This is a genomic window from Bacillus sp. GW823-FHT06A11, assembly GCF_058795355.1.
The window spans coordinates 1,204,889-1,223,798 of the sequence record NZ_JBXAHS010000001.1; the positions used below are offsets into that span (position 1 = coordinate 1,204,889).

The 18,910-nt window shown below is 35.6% G+C and carries 22 protein-coding genes; 10 read left to right on the top strand and 12 right to left on the bottom strand.

Annotated features, from left to right (window positions below; genetic code table 11):
- The first annotated feature begins 52 nt into the window (after nt 1–52).
- From AC1Q8L_RS06030 to exsF, 3 genes are all read left to right on the top strand, one after another.
- Nucleotides 53–2,119, top strand: a complete 2,067-nt coding sequence (locus tag AC1Q8L_RS06030; RefSeq protein WP_000191206.1) for an ATP-dependent helicase — start codon at nt 53–55, stop codon at nt 2,117–2,119.
- A gap of 142 nt (nt 2,120–2,261) precedes the next feature.
- A complete protein-coding gene (gene cotY, locus AC1Q8L_RS06035; RefSeq protein WP_001277719.1) occupies nt 2,262–2,729 on the top strand; it encodes a spore coat protein CotY in 468 nt (155 codons plus the stop codon).
- A gap of 167 nt (nt 2,730–2,896) precedes the next feature.
- The gene (exsF, locus tag AC1Q8L_RS06040) at nt 2,897–3,400 is read left to right on the top strand and encodes an exosporium protein ExsF (RefSeq protein WP_000492939.1); all 504 of its coding nucleotides are present in this window, start codon (nt 2,897–2,899) and stop codon (nt 3,398–3,400) included.
- Nucleotides 3,401–3,473: 73 nt separating this feature from the next.
- Here the strand turns inward: exsF and AC1Q8L_RS06045 are convergent, their stop codons facing one another.
- A complete protein-coding gene (locus tag AC1Q8L_RS06045) occupies nt 3,474–3,659 on the bottom strand; it encodes a hypothetical protein (RefSeq protein WP_023521433.1) in 186 nt (61 codons plus the stop codon).
- A 101-nt stretch (nt 3,660–3,760) separates the two neighbouring features.
- Nucleotides 3,761–4,120, bottom strand: coding sequence for a DUF1360 domain-containing protein (locus tag AC1Q8L_RS06050; RefSeq protein WP_000899660.1), 360 nt, complete (start codon nt 4,118–4,120; stop codon nt 3,761–3,763).
- A 125-nt stretch (nt 4,121–4,245) separates the two neighbouring features.
- On the opposite strand from AC1Q8L_RS06050, the gene exsY reads away from it, so the two are divergent.
- Nucleotides 4,246–4,710 carry an exosporium assembly protein ExsY gene (exsY, locus tag AC1Q8L_RS06055; RefSeq protein ID WP_001277740.1) on the top strand — a complete coding sequence of 155 codons (465 nt, stop codon included), beginning with the start codon at nt 4,246–4,248 and terminating at the stop codon, nt 4,708–4,710.
- Nucleotides 4,711–4,758: 48 nt separating this feature from the next.
- Here the strand turns inward: exsY and AC1Q8L_RS06060 are convergent, their stop codons facing one another.
- The 10 genes from AC1Q8L_RS06060 to AC1Q8L_RS06105 form a co-directional block, all read right to left on the bottom strand.
- Nucleotides 4,759–5,322 (bottom strand): spore coat CotO family protein, encoded by a 564-nt coding sequence (locus tag AC1Q8L_RS06060; RefSeq protein WP_081810443.1) that lies wholly within the window; start codon nt 5,320–5,322, stop codon nt 4,759–4,761.
- A 141-nt stretch (nt 5,323–5,463) separates the two neighbouring features.
- Nucleotides 5,464–6,234 carry an enoyl-ACP reductase FabI gene (gene fabI, locus AC1Q8L_RS06065; RefSeq protein WP_000421885.1) on the bottom strand — a complete coding sequence of 257 codons (771 nt, stop codon included), beginning with the start codon at nt 6,232–6,234 and terminating at the stop codon, nt 5,464–5,466.
- 108 nt (nt 6,235–6,342) lie between these two features.
- The gene (gene rfbD / locus AC1Q8L_RS06070; RefSeq protein WP_000664659.1) at nt 6,343–7,197 is read right to left on the bottom strand and encodes a dTDP-4-dehydrorhamnose reductase; all 855 of its coding nucleotides are present in this window, start codon (nt 7,195–7,197) and stop codon (nt 6,343–6,345) included.
- Between the two features lie 12 nt (nt 7,198–7,209).
- Entirely contained in the window at nt 7,210–8,181 is a 972-nt protein-coding gene (gene rfbB, locus AC1Q8L_RS06075; protein WP_001024177.1) for a dTDP-glucose 4,6-dehydratase, read from the bottom strand.
- 15 nt (nt 8,182–8,196) lie between these two features.
- Nucleotides 8,197–8,742, bottom strand: coding sequence for a dTDP-4-dehydrorhamnose 3,5-epimerase (gene rfbC / locus AC1Q8L_RS06080; RefSeq protein WP_000864165.1), 546 nt, complete (start codon nt 8,740–8,742; stop codon nt 8,197–8,199).
- A gap of 8 nt (nt 8,743–8,750) precedes the next feature.
- Complete coding sequence (locus AC1Q8L_RS06085) at nt 8,751–9,488, bottom strand: sugar phosphate nucleotidyltransferase (RefSeq protein WP_000676160.1); 738 nt, start codon at nt 9,486–9,488, stop codon at nt 8,751–8,753.
- Between the two features lie 14 nt (nt 9,489–9,502).
- A complete protein-coding gene (locus AC1Q8L_RS06090; protein ID WP_000651522.1) occupies nt 9,503–10,183 on the bottom strand; it encodes a glycosyltransferase family protein in 681 nt (226 codons plus the stop codon).
- Between the two features lie 14 nt (nt 10,184–10,197).
- Nucleotides 10,198–10,884, bottom strand: coding sequence for a glycosyltransferase family protein (locus tag AC1Q8L_RS06095; protein WP_001271186.1), 687 nt, complete (start codon nt 10,882–10,884; stop codon nt 10,198–10,200).
- Complete coding sequence (locus AC1Q8L_RS06100) at nt 10,881–11,570, bottom strand: class I SAM-dependent methyltransferase (protein ID WP_001078430.1); 690 nt, start codon at nt 11,568–11,570, stop codon at nt 10,881–10,883. Before AC1Q8L_RS06100 ends, AC1Q8L_RS06095 begins: the two co-directional genes overlap by 4 nt.
- Before the next feature lie 211 nt (nt 11,571–11,781).
- Nucleotides 11,782–12,879: a glycosyltransferase gene (locus tag AC1Q8L_RS06105; RefSeq protein ID WP_000932916.1), complete on the bottom strand. Its 1,098-nt coding sequence runs from the start codon at nt 12,877–12,879 to the stop codon at nt 11,782–11,784.
- 165 nt (nt 12,880–13,044) lie between these two features.
- Between AC1Q8L_RS06105 and AC1Q8L_RS06110 the strand changes: the two genes are divergently transcribed.
- From AC1Q8L_RS06110 to prpE, 6 genes are all read left to right on the top strand, one after another.
- The gene (locus tag AC1Q8L_RS06110; protein WP_492339413.1) at nt 13,045–13,905 is read left to right on the top strand and encodes a BclA C-terminal domain-containing protein; all 861 of its coding nucleotides are present in this window, start codon (nt 13,045–13,047) and stop codon (nt 13,903–13,905) included.
- A gap of 122 nt (nt 13,906–14,027) precedes the next feature.
- Nucleotides 14,028–14,873, top strand: a complete 846-nt coding sequence (locus AC1Q8L_RS06115; RefSeq protein WP_000444386.1) for a TylF/MycF family methyltransferase — start codon at nt 14,028–14,030, stop codon at nt 14,871–14,873.
- A 184-nt stretch (nt 14,874–15,057) separates the two neighbouring features.
- Nucleotides 15,058–15,810 carry a class I SAM-dependent methyltransferase gene (locus tag AC1Q8L_RS06120; protein WP_001292839.1) on the top strand — a complete coding sequence of 251 codons (753 nt, stop codon included), beginning with the start codon at nt 15,058–15,060 and terminating at the stop codon, nt 15,808–15,810.
- Between the two features lie 13 nt (nt 15,811–15,823).
- Nucleotides 15,824–16,750 carry a glycosyltransferase family 2 protein gene (locus AC1Q8L_RS06125; protein WP_002093907.1) on the top strand — a complete coding sequence of 309 codons (927 nt, stop codon included), beginning with the start codon at nt 15,824–15,826 and terminating at the stop codon, nt 16,748–16,750.
- 118 nt (nt 16,751–16,868) lie between these two features.
- Nucleotides 16,869–18,029 carry an FtsW/RodA/SpoVE family cell cycle protein gene (locus AC1Q8L_RS06130; RefSeq protein ID WP_000654706.1) on the top strand — a complete coding sequence of 387 codons (1,161 nt, stop codon included), beginning with the start codon at nt 16,869–16,871 and terminating at the stop codon, nt 18,027–18,029.
- 76 nt (nt 18,030–18,105) lie between these two features.
- On the top strand, nt 18,106–18,846 hold the full coding sequence (gene prpE / locus AC1Q8L_RS06135; protein ID WP_000872702.1) for a bis(5'-nucleosyl)-tetraphosphatase PrpE: 741 nt from the start codon (nt 18,106–18,108) through the stop codon (nt 18,844–18,846).
- The last annotated feature ends 64 nt before the right edge of the window (nt 18,847–18,910 follow it).

Below are 18,910 nucleotides of genomic sequence, written 5' to 3' on the forward strand. Positions count from 1 at the left end.
TTTTTCTTCCGCTAAAGTTAAATGTTGATGCTATAGTTTTGAAGGTGAACATATGACACAAGAAAAATTTTCACAAAAATCGTTAACACACGCCGATATTCCGCGTGCGACATATCATATTCCGAAAACATCTACCCATTTAATTATGGAAGAAGATGTAGATGCGGCTTATTTCCGCGCTCTCGAACAACAAAATGTTTTTTTAAACGAAAAACAATTAGAAGCCGTGCGCACAACAGAAGGTCCTGTTCTCACACTAGCTGGTGCTGGAAGCGGGAAAACATCTGTTTTAACAACTCGCGTTGGTTATTTAGTAAATGTAAAACAAGTTCATCCACGAAATATTTTATTACTTACATTTACACAAAAAGCAGCTGAAGAAATCCGAAGTCGTGTTGCGAAGTTACCAGGTATGAATCGTGCAGCAAGTAGCTATGTTGTTGCTGGTACATTCCACTCTGTTTTCTTAAAATTGCTTCGTAGTCAAGGGTATAATCAGCAAATTTTAGCAAATGAAAAACATAAACAAATTATGATAAAGAAAATCTTAAAAGAATTGCGTTTAAAAGACGATTATGATGCGGAAACGATACTCGCGATGATTTCACTTGAGAAAAACAAATTAAATCGTCCGAAAGATGTAAAAGCGAAAACACCAGTGGAACAAGAATTTAAAGAAGTATATGAACGTTTTGAAGAAGTAAAACAACGATACAATTATATTGATTTCGATGACATCTTATTGGAAACATATTATATGTTAGAAAATAATGCTCCTTTACTAACTCAATTACAACAACGTTTTCACTACATTGAAGTAGATGAGTTTCAAGATACATCGTATGCACAATATGAAATTGTAAAATTGTTAGCCACACCAAGAAATAATTTGTTCATCGCAGGTGATGATGATCAAGCTATCTATGGCTGGCGAGGGGCAAGTCACCAAATAATTTTATCTTTTCCAAAAGAATTTGATAACACAACAATCATTGCACTAAATACGAATTATCGATCCAATCCCTTTATCGTCGGGCTTGGAAATGAAGTTATAAAATTAAATCAAGAACGTTTTGATAAAGAGCTATACTCCGTTCGTGAGGAAGGTGTACAACCTTTTTATTCAAGACCTGCTACGACTCTTGATGAAGCAAATCAAATTTTACAGCTCATTCAAGAAAAAGTGGATAGCGGTGAACGAAACTATAAAGATTTTTGTTTACTGTATCGCACACATTCTGTAAGCCGTTCGTTACTTGATCAGCTTACCATTCATAAAATCCCGTTTATTAAACACGGGGCGAGCCAATCATTTTATGAACATTCTTTAATTAAGCCTGTATTAGATCATTTAAGACTCGTGATTGAGCCGTTTCGACTAGAATCACTTTCAAACATATTGCCGACGATGTATATCGGACGTGATGATTGTATTTCATTTATTGAGCGTGAACAATGGAAATATGGTGAAGGCCGTTTTCCTTCTCTTCTTCATTTCTTATTATTAAATCCGAGCTTAAAACCTTTTCAAGTGAAAAAAGTAAATGAGCGTATTGATTTTATTAAATTTATTAAAGAATTAGAACCGAAAAAAGCATTAAAAGAAATCATTCATGGTAAAGGAAAATATTTAGAGTACTTACAAAGTAACGATCGTTCTTCCTTTACGATGCATAAAGACATACAAGAAGAAATGTTGGAAGAATTAATGGAGTCTGCAACTCGTTTCACCGATATTCCAGCTTATTTACAATTTATTGACGAAGCAATTCAAGGTCAAAAAGAAATGGAAGCATTAAAAACAATGCCGCAAAAAGATGCCGTTTCACTTATGTCAATTCATAACGCAAAAGGCCTTGAATTTCCATGTGTCTTTTTACTTGGAGCGAGTGATGGGATCCTGCCGCATACTTCTTCTTTAAAAGATGCAAATGATCGTGTTACGGAAACTTCTGAAGCATTAGAAGAAGAACGCCGATTACTTTATGTCGCCATTACACGTGCGAAAGAAGAACTTTACATTTCTTCTCCGCAATTTTTCAGAGGAAAGAAATTAGATATATCTCGTTTTTTATATACTGTGCGAAAAGATTTACCTGAAAAGACATCCACTAAATAAGGATGTCTTTTTTTATAATGCGTTATGTACATCCCTCCTATATAAATTCCTTGTTTTTATCATAAGAATTAACGTAATATCAACCATATCCCACTCATATTGTAATAGTGTATGTCAGAACTCACGAGAAGGAGTGAACATAATGAGCTGCAATTGTAATGAAGATCATCAACATGAGTGTGATTTCAACTGTGTATCGAATGTTGTTCGTTTTATACATGAACTACAAGAATGTGCAACGACAACATGTGGATCTGGTTGCGAAGTTCCATTTTTAGGTGCACATAACAATGCATCAGTAGCTAATACACGTCCTTTTATTTTATACACAAAAACTGGAGAACCTTTTGAAGCATTCGCACCATCTTCAAGCCTTACTAGTTGCCGATCTCCTATTTTCCGCGTAGAAAGTATAGATGATGATGACTGTGCTGTATTGCGTGTATTAACTGTAGTTTTAGGTGATGGTACCGCTGTACCACCTGGTGACGACCCAATCTGTACGTTTTTAGCTGTACCAAATGCAAGACTAATATCAACCTCCACTTGCATTACTGTTGATTTAAGTTGCTTCTGCGCTATTCAATGCTTACGCGATGTTTCTATTTAAAACTAAATAATGAGTTAAGCATGGATTGGGTGGCAGATAATTCTGCCACCCAATCCATGCTTAAAGAGTATTCTTATGTAAATTTCTTAAAATTGGGAACTTGTCTAGAACATAGAACCTGTCCTTTTCATTAACTGAAAGTAGAAACAGATAAAGGAGTGAAAAACATGTTCTCTTCTGATTGCGAATTTACTAAAATCGATTGTGAGGCGAAGCCAGCTAGTACACTACCTGCCTTTGGTTTTGCTTTCAATGCTTCTGCACCTCAGTTTGCTTCACTATTTACACCACTATTATTACCTAGCGTAAGTCCAAATCCAAATATTACTGTTCCTGTAATCAACGATACAGTAAGTGTCGGAGATGGCATTCGAATTCTACGAGCTGGTATTTATCAAATCAGTTATACATTAACAATTAGTCTTGATAACTCACCTGTTGCACCAGAAGCTGGTCGTTTCTTCTTATCATTAAATACGCCAGCTAACATTATTCCTGGATCAGGTACAGCAGTTCGTTCTAACGTTATTGGTACTGGTGAAGTAGATGTATCCAGTGGTGTTATTCTTATTAACTTAAATCCTGGTGACTTAATTCAAATTGTGCCAGTTCAGTTAATTGGAACTGTAGACATCCGCGCAGCAGCATTAACAGTTGCACAAATTAGTTAGTAAAAAGCGGTATTTCTAATACAGAAATACCGCTTTTTATATAATAAAAAACACTCACAGTAGCATGAGTGTTTCATTCTTCATATTGTTTTATTGCGTTCTTCTTTTTCCCACAATTGCATCCCTTTTTCTTCACAAATCCTTGTTGTTGTAATTGTTCTTGATATGCCTGTTGTTGTGCTTGGTGTTGTTGCTGTATATGATACCACTGCTGCAGGTCATATGAATTTTGCCTTGGATTATTGCTCACAGCAAACATCTCCTCTACTGTCAATTCTGTCTATTTACTATATGAACAACTCTTTATTTCCGTTCCCTGATTCTTTTAAACTCCGCTTTTTCTCTTATTATGAAAAAATATTATTCTCCCATAAAATATCCTGTAACCGTTTCAATGATTGCTGCTGCACCTGCAATGGCTAATAATGCAAGTAACGGCTCCGCAATGATAGGAATCCAATTATATAAAACTAATAAAAAAGCACTAACCCATACACCTGTACACCAATAACAGCTTAACAATTCACCAATCCACTTTCTTAATCCTTTACCTTTTACTTTTGTAAATGTTGATACACTTCCATCCGGCTCCGTAATCTCTAATTCATCAATAAATGGTCTTCGCAAAAAGGCTGTTATTTTATCATATACAATTAAACGAGTGAGCCTAAAAGCAGCTAACGCAAAAATAAAAAATAAAAGCCAGCTTGTAAACAGCATAATTCCACCTTCCCTTATCCTCTTTCGCCTATTTAAAAAAAAAGGTCTTGAGATTGTGACCAAATCTCCTCGACTCCAATATCTTATTAATGTAAATACAAACAAGAAGATAAGGAGTGACATTAATGAGTTGTAACGAAAATAAACACCATGGCTCTTCTCATTGTGTAGTTGACGTTGTAAAATTCATCAATGAATTACAAGATTGTTCTACAACAACATGTGGATCTGGTTGTGAAATCCCATTCTTAGGTGCACACAATACTGCATCAGTAGCTAATACACGCCCTTTTATTTTATACACAAAAACTGGAGAACCTTTTGAAGCATTCGCACCATCTGCAAGCCTTACTAGCTGCCGATCTCCAATTTTCCGTGTGGAAAGTGTAGATGACGATAGCTGTGCTGTACTACGTGTATTAACTGTAGTTTTAGGTGACAGTTCTCCGGTACCACCTGGTGACGATCCAATTTGTACGTTTTTAGCTGTACCAAATGCAAGATTAATATCTACAACTACTTGTATTACTGTTGATTTAAGCTGTTTCTGTGCGATTCAATGCTTACGCGACGTTTCTATCGTTAAGTAAACTAAAAAACTATTGGGGTGGTAGAAGCTTTCTACCACCTTTACATATTTAAAAGCCAGCCATACTAATCGATTGGATATCATCTATAGACAACCTAATATCTCTCATACTATTTTGCGGCATAATAGATACAATGCCATTACGATACGATATGATCGATCCAACATAAGAAACTGTAGCTGTTTTTATTCTGCACCTTACTTTCGGAATATAATGAGGGCGGTTTAATAAAAAATGAATTTTTTCATCATTATTCATATCCTTAAATGATTTATTATACGGGACAGTTCTTACTGGTTCTTGTTGTTCTTGCTCTTCTTGTTGTTCTTGCTCTTCTTGTTCTGCGTGTTCTTCTTTTTCTTCTTCTATTTTTTCTTCCCCTTGCTGCTCTTCTTGTTGTTCTTGTTCTGTTACCTCTTCCACAGCACCGCTTACAATATTTTCATGTCTATTACTTTGCTCTTTTTGATCTTCATTTTCAAAGTTTGTCAGGATAATCCTTTTTATTTTCGGTGCAGCAAGTTCTAAACTTACTTGCGCAATATATAACAACGGTTTTCCAACTGTTGAACTTTTATTTTTATTCTTCACACTCGTCCCTCCCACTTCCATACGTAGCTGAATAAATCGTGTACTATTATAGTTATATTCATCACGTGGCAAGAACTTTCGTTAAAAATCGTTCTTTCTCAGAACAAATAAAAAGGACAATCTCAGCATTTAGAGATTGTCCTTTAAAAATTAATATTCTATTTATCCTAGGATATGATACCCTGAATCAACGTGAATGTTTTCTCCTGTTACTCCACGTGCTAAATCACTGAATAGGAATACTGCTGTATCGCCAACTTCTTCTGGAGTTGTTGTACGACGAAGTGGTGCGCGCTCCTCAATTTCTCTTAAGATTGAGTTGAAATCGCCTACACCTTTTGCAGACAACGTACGAATTGGTCCTGCAGAAATAGCGTTGACACGAATACCATGTTGACCTAAATCGTTCGCTAAATATTTCACGCTCGCTTCTAATGAAGCTTTCGCAACACCCATAACGTTATAATTTTTCACAACGCGCTCGCCGCCAAGGTATGTTAACGTTAAAATATTTCCGCCTTCTGTCATTACTTTTTTTGCTTCTCTTGCTACAGCTGTTAAAGAGAATGCACTAATATTTTGTGCAAGTAAAAATCCATCGCGAGAAGTATCTACAAATTCACCTTTTAAGTCATCGCGATTTGCAAAAGCAATACAATGTGCTACACCGTGAATAGTACCTACTTCTTGTTTAATTGTTTCAAAGCAAGCTGTAAGTTCCTCATCATTCGTTACATCACAAGGTAATACAAGTGATTCTTGTCCTTCTAATGTGTCCGCTAATTCACGAACGTTTCTTTCTAAACGTTCTCCCGCATATGTGAATATTAATTTTGCACCTGCATTATGCAAAGAGCGAGCAATTCCCCATGCAATACTTCTTTGGTTCGCAACGCCCATAACAACAAATGTTTTCCCTTGTAATAGTTCCATGATATATCCTCCCAGAAATACTTATACTTGTTATTAGTACCTGATACTATAATTATAGTACCATAAAACCGCTTAAAGGCAAACAAAAAAGTCATTAACAGAAATTTGTTAATGACTTTTGGTTTCTATAAAAAACCGCTCTAATCCTTCTTCCCAAGAAGGCATTTGTGAAAAACCATTTAATCGTAGCATGTTGTGTTGAAAAATAGAATATTTGGGCCTCGCAGCTGCAGCCCCGAATTCTTCCGTTGAAACAGGTAATACATTCACTTTCATATTTGCATACGAAAATATCTTTTGTGCAAATTCAAACCAAGAGCATGAGCCTCTGTTTGATACGTGGTATGTACCGTATAAAGAAGTATGAATGAGCTTATTAATAACCATATTTAAATCCGCCACATACGTAGGCGAGCCAACTTGATCCGCTACAACAGATATTTCATCTCTTTCTTTTCCTAATCGCATCATCGTTTTCACGAAATTATTTCCATATTTACCATATAGCCACGATGTGCGAACGATAAAATATTTATTATGTAACTCTTTGACGAACTGCTCCCCCGCATACTTAGAGGCTCCATATATATTTATCGGCGCTGGACTATGAAATTCGTCGTATCCATCTGGTCTGGCACCTTGAAATACATAATCAGTACTAATATAAACTAGCTTCGCCCCTACTAATTGTGAAGCAACCGCTACATTTCTAGCTCCGATTGCATTTATTCTATATGCAAGATCCTGTTCTTTCTCCGCATGATCTACTTTCGTATAGGCAGCACAATGAATAATTATATGTGGTTTTATTTCTTGTACCACTTGTTGTATTCGGGATATATTTGTCACATCTAATAACTTTTTATCAAATGGATATATATCATATTCTTCAGAGTTTAACTCTTCAAATAGTTGCTTTCCTAATTGACCGTTTGCTCCTGTTATGATAACCCTCTCTTTCATGTAACATGCCCCTTACTGGTCTTTTAGTGGTTTCCACCATTCCTTATTCTTTTCATACCATTTCACCGTCTCTTGTAATCCTTGTTCAAACGTATATTTCGGTTCCCAATCAAATTCATTCTTCATTTTCTCTGCATCAATCGCATAACGACGATCGTGCCCTAAACGATCTGTAACATATTCAATGTCTTTTTTTGTTTTTCCTAAAAGAGTAATAATTTGTTCCACAACTTCTACATTTGTTTTTTCATTATTTCCACCTATATTATATACTTCTCCTACACGTCCCTTATGCAAAACAACGTCAATCGCACTGCAATGATCCGTTACATGTAACCAATCTCTTACATTTAAACCATCACCATATAACGGTAGTTTTTTTCCTTCTAGTGCATTCGTAACCATTAATGGAATTAATTTTTCAGGATACTGGTACGGTCCATAATTGTTAGAACAACGCGTTACTATAACCGGTAATTGATATGTTTTATAGTAAGATAGAGCTATCATGTCCGCGCTCGCCTTACTTGAAGAATATGGACTATTTGGAGCTAACGGCGTTTTCTCTGTGAACTTCCCTGTTTTTCCTAAAGAGCCATACACTTCATCCGTTGATACTTGCACAAATTTTATATGCGAATATTTTTTAACTAGTTCTAATAAAGTGACCGTCCCAATTACATTTGTATCATAAAAAGGAATCGGATTTTCAATACTACGGTCCACATGTGATTCAGCTGCAAAATTTACAATCACTTGTACGTCCCGCTCTTTTATAACGTGTTCTAATAGCTCTCCATTTTGAATTTCTCCCTTTACAAAAAAGTAATTCGGGTGATTCTGAAGAGATTTTACATTATTTAAATTCCCGCTATATGTTAATGCATCGTAATTAATAATTTTATATGTTTCATAACTTTGTAGCATGTAATGAACGAAATTACTTCCAATAAATCCAGCCCCACCTGTTACTAATATATTCATAAACAACGCTCCTACTTAAAAACTATCTTCATATTCCTCTAATAATGGTAATATCTGATCCTTATCGGACAATATAGGATCGGTTACTGGCCAAGGAATTGCTAAATCTTTATCTTCCCAAAGTAATCCAGAGTCATGCTCTGCGCTATAATATTCATCTACTTTATACATAACGATAGTATGCGGGACAAGCGTGCAAAATCCATGTGCAAACCCTCTTGGCACTAGTAATTGCCGATGGTTATCTGCACTTAAAATATACCCTTTCCATTGTTTAAATGTTGGTGATTTTTTTCGTAAATCAACGATAACATCATAAATTGCCCCTTGCATAACTTGAATGAGTTTCGTTTGTGCTTTCGGTTTTTTTTGAAAGTGTAGTCCTCGAATCGTTCCAGCCTTAGCCGAATAAGATACGTTATCCTGTACAAATGAATACGTAATCCCTAATGTTTCTAGCACCTGCTTATTATAACTCTCTGAAAAAAAACCACGCTCGTCTCCAAATAACCTCGGTTCTAACAATTTTGCATCGGTAAAATTTGTTTCTATAACTTTCATATTCTCACCTATTCTCCGTTAAACTGTTTCCCAAAGTTAATATCCCGCGCTAACGTATTCGCCTTTTGAAGCGAAGCATGAGTTCCCGCATCAGTCCACCAGCCGCTCATTTCATTATAAGTAAGTACCCCTCGTTTTAAATACCAATTATTTATATCTGTAATTTCAAGTTCTCCCCTTGCAGAAGGTTTTAATTCTTTAATATAAGAAAAGACTTTCGAATCATACAAATAAATTCCCGTAACCGCATAAGAACTTTTCGGCTCTTTCGGCTTTTCTTCAATTTCAACTATTTTTCGATTTTGAATATGTGCTACGCCAAATCTTTCGGGATCTTCTACAGATTGTAATAGCACTTTCGCACCTTCTTTTTGATTTGCAAACTCTTCAACATACGGAAGAATATCATCTGAAAAAATATTATCCCCTAATATAACTACCATACGATCATTCCCGACGAAATCTTCACAAAGCCCTAACGCCTGTGCGATCCCGCCCGCTTTATCTTGCACACGATACGTAAAGGACACTCCAAATTCATGACCACTCCCTAAAAAGCTAACAACATCCCCCATATGCTCTTTACCTGTAATAATCATAATATCTGTAATATCGCATTGTTTTAGCTTATATACCGCATGATAAATCATCGGATACCGACCAACAGGAAGTAAATGTTTATTCGTTACTTTCGTTATTGGATATAATCTCGATCCAGTACCACCTGCTAAAATAATTCCTTTCACTTTGCATCTCTCCTTTATGATGGAGATAATATATCTTTGTAATGTTCTACAAACACTTTCCGGTACTTCTCATATGTATCCGCATCAAACTCATCCCCGTTGTAATGAATACACCATAAATTTGCTTGATTTGGGATACCGATTAAATAACCAGCCCTTTGAAACTCTAAAGACTGTGATATATCATAAAAGTGAAACCCTTGAAACAAATCTTCTCGCCACGGAATATCATACTGCGTTGCCATAAATAAACCATCAATTGCCTGAACTGACAAAAATGGTTGATTACCATAAAAAACCTGATCTAAATTTAATAATTGATAATTCTGTCTTCTATACTCAATCACTTTCCCTACTAAATTTTTTCCTTCCCACCATATCCCGTTATTCGGTAAAAACTGAGCCCCAGCGACTCCTATTAAACCAAGCTTTTCATTTTCTTTAAAAAGAGATATAAGTGTAGAAAACATGTCTCGATTAATAAGATATGTATCTTGATGTATATACACTTTGTATTTCGCTGGATATGAAAGGGCTCGGTTGTATGCACTTGCCATACTTTGCGCATCTCGTATCGGAAAAATTTGCACGACATAACCAGGGGGAACAAAAATGTTTCTTATTTGGCTCTCACATTGTTTGAAAAGCTCCTCATTATTTACACAAACAACGACTAATATTGTATGATCTTTCATTTTTGTCCCCCCTTTTATTCTTCCTTATTTACATCTGACATATAGTGTTCCACAAATATTTTTCGATACTTTTCATAGTTCGTCATATTCACATCAAAATGATAATGGATACACCAAGCATCGCGCTGTACAGGCACACCGACTGTATATCCTGCTTTTTTAAATTCAAACGATTGAGATACATCATAAAAATCAAATCCGTCAAATACGTCTTCTCGCCACGGAACATCATATTGTGTCGCCATTAATAAACCGTCAATACATTCTACAGGAATAAATGTTTTTGATTCATGATACGGTTGTTCTAAACTTGCCATATAAAACAAATCATTCATATAACCAATGACCTTCCCTACAATTCCACGCCCTTCGTTCCATACACCAGTCGGAGGAACATATTGCGCTCCAACCATCCCAATCATCCCAAGGTGTTCATGTTCCTCAAATAATTGAAGTAATCCGTATAAAAAAGCCCTATTTATAATAAAAACATCTTGATGTAAATAAACTTTATACTTCGCAGGATGCGAAATGGCTTGATTGTATCCACTCGTCATACTTTTCGCATTTCGAATCGGCATAAATTGGACAATATATCCTGGCGGTACTAACAATTGCAATATATGTCGCACGCAGTTTGCATACAATTTCCGATCATTTATACATGTAACAAATAATATTGTTTTGTCTGCAGCACTCATAATTGTGATTTTTCAGCTTCAATAATATACTGAAATACAACTGTCTCAGCCATGAAGCCACTTCCAAGACGATATTTTTTACAAATTCCATATAACTCCTCAATAAGTGGTTCATACATTTTATGATCAACATATACACGATCTACTTTACTAATTGAATATCCTGCTTTTAAAAACATTCTTAGCATTTCATTGAATGTAAAGAAACGAATATGTGTTTTATCTAATAAACCATATTCTGTATACGTCCAATTTCCAGCAAGTAAGGGAGCTAATACTGAAATATGAGCAACGTTTGGTATACTTGCTAAAATCACACCATTTTGCTTTATATATGGCTTTACTTTTTCTATTACAGCCCACGGATCAAATAAATGCTCTAATACATCCCCAAATATGACGCAATCAAATTGCCCCTCCTCATAAGGAAGATCTATTTTTTCTATATCCCCTAAAATAACATGATCTAGTCTTTCTTTCGCTTTTTCTGCCGCCTCTGGAAATGCCTCAATTCCTGATACACGTGTACCATTTTCTTTAATAGCCGCTCCCAATGCACCGCTCGAGCAACCAATATCAAGAACTTCTTTCCATTCCTTTTTTATATGCTTTAATAAATTCGGATTCGCTGCATTATAATAATGCTCGGATTTTTCTTCATATAAAGAACTTTTTTCGCGATTCATTTCACACACTCCTTATGCAAATTGAATTAGAAATATAAATCTCATATGAATTCTATAAAGTGCAGATTTTTTTCATCCCCCAATGATTATTAGCCCGCAAATAGCAGTATAAAATCTTTTATTTATATTGGTTACGTTACTGATACTCTAATATATAACCAATCTATTAGAGTTAGAATAGCGATAAATCATTTCTAAAAAACGAAACCTATTACACTTTATATGGTTTATCAAAAACTCCCCGAAAATATTTACGGTTATATTCAATTGCAGCATTATTCGGAACATAAGAAGCTGCTAATTCATTGTAATAATACGCTTTATCCTGCTCCCCTAACCTGCTATAACAAATACACATTTGTAAATAAGGTAGCCATGTGTAGCTAGCTGGACTATGGAAAGGGCTTTCCGTTGCCATTGGTACTTCCGTAGCAAGTTTAAACCAAAATATCGCTTCATTATATTTTTCTTGTTCCATATATATATATCCTATTCTTGTACAATTCTCTCCTCTAGGGACGTCATACCGAAACGACTTCACACAAGATTCGATTGCCTTCTCCCACATTCCGAGCTTCGCATAGCAATCTCCTAGCTTACCACATGCATAAATTTTTTCTTCATACCATCCTTCGTCTTGATTAAGAAATGTTTCATATAGAAGAACTGCATCATCATATTTTTGGTTATCCGTAGATTCATTTGCGTAATAAAATAAATCTCTCGGACTCAATTCTTCACCTGCAGCTACAGTATTTTGAAAAATTTTCAAATTACGATCTGTTACTTTTTTTTCTTTTTTATGTGTAATAGCAACATTACTACTAAAAACCTCACCAGAAATAGCTAAATACTCATGAACCTTTCCAAACCATTGAAATTGTTTTTCACGCTTTACAAGTCGATTTCTTTTTGTACAATATAAAGGTTTCCCGTTAGAATCCATTGCAAGATGATAAGGCATCGAAACAGCATCAATTTTAGGATCTAATTCTCTTTTTAAAAATTTCAATGCTTCTTGAGCATCTTCTAATAAGACGTCATCTGCATCTAGCCACAATATATACTCTTGCGTCGCTTTTGAAAAAGAAAAATTTCTTGCTGCTGCAAAATCATCAATCCACTGGAAATCATATATGTTAGAAGTGTAGTTCTCTACGATTTCTTTCGTTCGATCGACGGAACCTGTATCAACTACTATAATTTCATCCACAATTTTTTCAACTGTTTCTAAACAACGGGCTATTGTCTCCTCCTCATCTCGAACAATCATACATAAACTAATTGTAATTCCTTGCTTGTTCAACATAATCACCCTCTTCCAAATCAATCATATGTTATACATATACTAAACTTTCCATTTTTTTAAATTGTTCAAGTAGTTTAAGATTTCTTTTCAATAATTCAAATGTCCGTGTCATTTTCTTTCGGTTTTGCATCTACTATATAATGAACGCTTTATGGAGGTGAATTTATGTCAAATAATAATTATTCAAATGGATTAAATCCCGATGAATCTTTATCTGCTAGTGCATTTGACCCTAATCTTGTAGGACCTACATTACCACCGATACCACCGTTTACCCTTCCGACTGGGCCAACCGGGCCTACTGGACCGACTGGACCTACGGGGCCTACTGTACCTACCGGGCCTACTGGACCGACTGGACCTACGGGGCCTACTGGACCTACTGGACCTACTGGACCGACTGGTGTCACTGGGACTACTGGACCTACGGGGCCTACTGGTGTCACTGGGACTACTGGACCTACGGGGCCTACTGGTGACACTGGGGCTACTGGACCTACGGGGCCTACTGGTGACACTGGGGCTACTGGACCTACGGGGCCTACTGGTGACACTGGAGCTACTGGACCTACGGGGCCTACTGGGGCTACTGGACCTACTGGACCTACTGGCCCATCCGGACTAGGACTTCCAGCAGGATTGTATGCATTTAACTCCGCTGGAATTTCTTTAGATCTTGGACTTAATGCTCCAGTACCATTTAATACTGTTGGATCTCAGTTTGGTACAGCAATTTCTCAATTAGATGCTGATACTTTCGTTATTGCTGAAACTGGATTCTATAAAATCACTGTTATCGTATATACTGCGGCAATAAGTGTATTAGGGGGGCTTACAATCCAAGTAAATGGGGTATCTGTACCAGGTACTGGGGCTACTTTAATCTCAGTTGGAGCACCTATCGTTGTTCAAGCAATTACGCAAATTACGACAACTCCATCATTAGTTGAAGTAATCGTTACAGGACTTGGGCTATCATTAGCTCTTGGTACAAATGCATCTATTATTATTGAAAAAGTTGCTTAATTTTTTACTTAGCAGTAAAACTGTTATCAGTTTTACTGCTTTTTCAATTTTAAATTCAATCATGAAACATTCGCTATCTACATAATCATATTGTTGTATGACATTTTGCAGGAGGCACAAATATGGAAAGTAAATCTGCTGTTCAGCTTTATCTCGAATTGCTAAAGAAGACAATTTTATTTGAAATATGGTTGGAATATGAGGCATACTTACCCGCATCTCTACATATTTCGAAAGAACTAGAATTCGAACCAGTTACAGTCCCCCTCCCTTTATTCATTAAGCAATATGCTGAAAACCATAACTTAAAAATTGTAAAACCAAATGTTTCAAAAAGTGAACGTCATGATGGAATGGATTGGCCAAGAGCAGCACATAGCATGATTGGTCGAGAACGTATGAACCAATTACAAGAGGCAATGGAAACCGTTGTTCGTGAAAATATAGAAGGAGATTTTATTGAAACAGGTGTATGGCGCGGAGGATCATGCATTTTTATGAATGGTTTTTTACAAGCAAACAACATTACGAATCGTAATGTGTGGGTCGCAGATTCATTTGAAGGTTTGCCAGCACCGAATCTAGAACAATATCCAAAAGATTACGGTGATTATTTACACACATTCGATTACTTACGCGTCTCTTTGGAACAAGTACAAGAGAATTTTAAAAAATATGATTTACTAAATGATCAAGTGAAATTTTTAAAAGGCTGGTTTAAAGATACTTTACCAACAGCACCAATTGAAAAAATAGCAATTGCACGGCTTGATGGTGATATGTACGAATCTACAATGGATGGTCTCGTGAACTTATATGATAAAGTTTCTAAAGGTGGCTATATAATTATCGATGACTACGGGCTACCGCCATGCGCTGAGGCTGTGACAGACTTTAGAAACCAACGAAATTTAAAAGCCCCTATTACTAAAATTGATGTATTTGGCGTTTATTGGAGAAAAGAATAAAAAAAGATTTAATCTATAGGGGATTCTATTTTCATTCATCCTTCTCTCACTTCTAATCCAATTAAGTATTCTTTTTCGGAATCTCCTTACATATAACAATTGTTTTCCTGTGTTCTCTCACTAAAAATTGAAAATTTTATTAATAGATTTACTGCATCTTCTCATACAAGAAAGGGGTATACTCATGAGCGAACTTAACAAAGAAATGACTTTACTCCCCCCTCCTGAACTCGTCCAATATGTAGGTGGTGACTTCAAAAAAGTTGGAAAAGAATTCCTAAAGCATTTTATTCAAATTGGCGCTTTAAAATCAAATGAAAAAGTATTAGATGTAGGCTGCGGCGTCGGCCGAATGGCTGTACCATTATTGAATTACTTAAATGATGATGGAGCGTATTATGGATTTGATTTGTTTAAAGATGGAATTACTTGGTGTCAAAATAACATTTCAACTATGCGTAATAATTTTCACTTTGAACATGTTGACATATATAATCAATTCTATAATCCAGAAGGAAAAGAAGATGCCTCTCAATATCGTTTTCCCTATGAAGACGGGACATTCGATTTTATCTTTTTAACTTCTGTATTTACGCATCTTCTCCCAAAAGAATTAGAACATTACGTATCTGAAATTGTACGTGTATTAAAAAAAGACGGGAGATGTTTCATTACATTCTTTCTTATAAATCCTGAATCGTCCTATTATTTAAATGCAGGACAAAGTACATTAGGTTTTTATCATCGAATTGAAAATTGCTACGTTGTGAATAAAGATATTCCGAATTTTGCAGTTGCTTATCCTGAGACAGATATTTGCAATCTATTGAATAAGTACGGCCTAGAAATAATTAATAAGCCGCATTACGGTTTATGGTGCGGCAGAAATGAATATACAAGTTACCAAGATATTGTTCTTACAAAAAAAAGCTTCTGAAAGGAAGTTATGTATGATGAATGAAAAAAATCCACCTCTCGTTTCCATCCTTATTCCCACTTATAATCGGCCTCATTATTTTAAAATCGCTCTAGAAAGTGCATTGGCACAAACTTATTCAAATATTGAAATCATCATCGGAGATGACAGCACAAATGATGAAACAGAAACTTTAATACGCGAACAATACTTACCAAATTATAAAAATATAACATACATTCGAAATATCCCTACTCTAGGACAATTTCACAATGACCTTATGCTCATAGAAAAATCAAATGGTGAGTATATAAATTTTTTAATGGACGATGACGTGTTTTATAAGCATAAAATACAAAAAATGATGGCCTATTTTGAGCAAGATCTCAATAAAAATCTTGCTCTTGTTACTTCTTATCGAGTACGTATTGATGATCATGGAAATCTAATAGGTGATTCCCATCCAACCCAAAGGTTATATAGTGAAGACACTCCATTAAACGGAATATTTTTAGGTAATTGGATGTTAAAGGGCGGGCACAACATTATCGGTGAGCCTACAACTACTTTGTTTCGAAAAGAATTGCTCACGGATCCTTTTGGTACTCTTAAAGAGCGACAATATTCTTGTAGTGTTGATATGGCCTCATGGATTTCTTTACTTTCTAAAGGAAATGCAATATACATTTCTGAGCCTTTAAGTCAATTTCGCTACCATGCTGGACAACAAATACACAATAAGCTCCTTCAAGGTTGTGAAGATTTCACACACCTCGTTATAACAGCAAAAGAATATGGCTTTTTACAAAATACTACGGACTATAGAGCAGCTCTACTTAGTGCTTACCAATGGTGTAAAAGTTCCTTAAAATACTATCTTCATCAACTAGATATTTTTCCTGACGCACATGTACGTCTTTCCCATTGTTTGGATATAATTATTAAAGAGTTAAACAATTAAATTACTCTGCAAAATTAAAAGTGTATGGGCTATATGCGAATCATTCGTATAGTTCATACATTCTTTCTCATACTATAAAATCCATTACTATAAAGAGCATTAGAAAGGAATACCTACATTGAAAGATCCAAATTCTCAATATCAAATAGACTACGTATTGCTATTTATTTTATTTGCCATTGGGATTGTTAGTTGTTGTGCTATTGCAAGTGCGCAAACCTCTTTACCGCCATTTTTACAAAACGTCAATTTTGTACTAAAGCAAATCCAATGGTATTTCATTGGATTTATAGCCATTGGTGTTATTATGATTATCGATTTCGATCGTTATCAAAAAATTGCTTGGTATTTGTATAGCTTTGCAATGGTACTACTTATTGGACTAGAACTTCAAGTACCAGGTGCCGTTACAATTAAAGGCGCTACCGCTTGGTACAGGCTCCCAGGCATCGGGAATTTTCAGCCTTCTGAAATTATGAAATTGTTTTTAATTATCGTCATTGGAAGAATTATAGCAAATCATAATGAGAAATATTTTCCCCGAACAATGCGTGATGATTTTTTATTACTTGGAAAAATATTTGCGACAAGCTTGCCACCACTACTACTTATTGCAAAAGAACCAGATTTAGGAAACACAATGGTCATTTCAGCGATGCTTGCAGCAATGATACTAGTTTCTGGCATACGATGGCGTTTTATTTTCGGATTAGTTTCAGGTACTTTCGTTGCTGGATCTACATTAATATATATTTTTTTTACTCACACAGATTTCTTTAAAGCACACATTTTAAAAGAATATCAATTAAATCGCTTCTACGGATGGTTAGCACCTTACAAATATGATGCACAAGGCTATCAATTAAGACAAGCATTCTTAGCGACTGGATCCGGAGAAATGCAAGGAAAAGGGTGGGAAAATGGACAAGTATATTTTCCAGAACCACATACAGATTTTATTTTCACTAATGTCGCTGAACAATTTGGATTTCTAGGCGCAAGTGTCATTATTTCTCTTTTTTTCTTACTCATTTTTCGAATGATTCATATTGCTTTAGAAAGTAATGACCCTTTCGGTAGTTACATTTGCGCTGGTACAATCGGAATGTTTACTTTCCAAGTATTCCAAAATATCGGGATGACAATCGGATTACTTCCCATTACAGGGATAACATTACCTCTTATGAGTTACGGAGGAAGTTCACTGCTTACATACATGATTGCGATTGGATTCATTTTAAATGTTCGCTCAAGAACGAAAATCTTTATGTTTAAATGAACAACACAAAAACGCTATATTTTTATCTCTATCCTTTTTTAGATATACTAATGAAAAATACGATGGAGGTTTAAATATGAAATATGACATTATAGGAGATATTCATGGATGCTTCCAAGAGTTTCAAAATTTAACAGAGAAGCTAGGATATAACTGGAGTAGCGGTCTACCGGTTCACCCTGACCAACGTAAACTTGCATTCGTTGGCGATATTACAGACCGTGGTCCTCATTCATTACGTATGATTGAAATTGTATGGGAACTTGTCATACATAGAAAAGAAGCTTATTACGCTCCTGGAAATCACTGTAATAAACTATATCGATTTTTCCTTGGGCGTAATGTAACAGTCGCTCACGGACTTGAAACAACTGTTGCTGAATATGAGGCACTTCCTTCTCATAAGCAAAACATTATAAAAGAAAAGTTTATCACTCTTTATGAACAATCACCGCTCTACCACATACTAGATGAAAAAAGAGTAATCGTATGTCACGCTGGGATTCGGCAAGATTACATAGGAAGACGAGATAAAAAAGTACAAACCTTTGTATTATATGGCGATATTACAGGAGAAAAGCATGCCGATGGCTCACCTGTCCGTCGCGATTGGGCGCAAGAGTACAAGGGGCAAGCTTGGATTGTATATGGACATACACCAGTAGCAGAACCTCGATTCGTCAATCAGACAGTCAATATTGATACTGGTGCTGTATTTGGTGGCAAATTAACCGGATTACGTTATCCTGAAATGGAGACTATCTCTGTCCCTTCTTCGTTACCTTTTGTCGCTGAGAAATTCCGTCCAATTTCATAACTACCTTACTTAGCATTATTTAGGCAGATTTCATATAAAACTAGGTAAAGTAATTAAAAAAAGA